Source organism: Pseudomonas sp. SIMBA_068 (assembly GCF_046534705.1).
In the GTDB taxonomy this organism is placed as follows: Bacteria; Pseudomonadota; Gammaproteobacteria; order Pseudomonadales; family Pseudomonadaceae; genus Aquipseudomonas; species Aquipseudomonas putida.
Genome location: NZ_JAWRYI010000582.1, coordinates 1 through 269 on the forward strand (window position 1 = coordinate 1; position 269 = coordinate 269).

Below are 269 nucleotides of genomic sequence, written 5' to 3' on the forward strand. Positions count from 1 at the left end.
CATAAGTTCTGCGGCATTTTTACAGGTGTCGTTAACGCTTGAATATGTCATAAATGGCATGTCAGCAATAACAAATAATTCACGGCTTCCTGCACGCACGCAGCGCGTATGATAAGCAATATCTTGGTTGGTTACGCCAAGCGTATCATCACCGCCTTGTAGCACCATACCTAATGAATCACCGACTAAAATAACGTTAACGCCATTATCATGAAATAACTTTGCAAAGCTTGCATCGTAAGCAGTTAATGCTGTGATTTTGTTATTTT

The 269-nt window shown here is 40.1% G+C and carries 1 protein-coding gene; it reads right to left on the reverse strand.

Annotation, left to right across the window (positions count from 1 at the left end):
* Window positions 1-269, reverse strand: a 269-nt coding sequence (locus SB756_RS30510) for a 3-methyl-2-oxobutanoate hydroxymethyltransferase (protein WP_410913297.1), incomplete at both ends; no start/stop codon positions are given.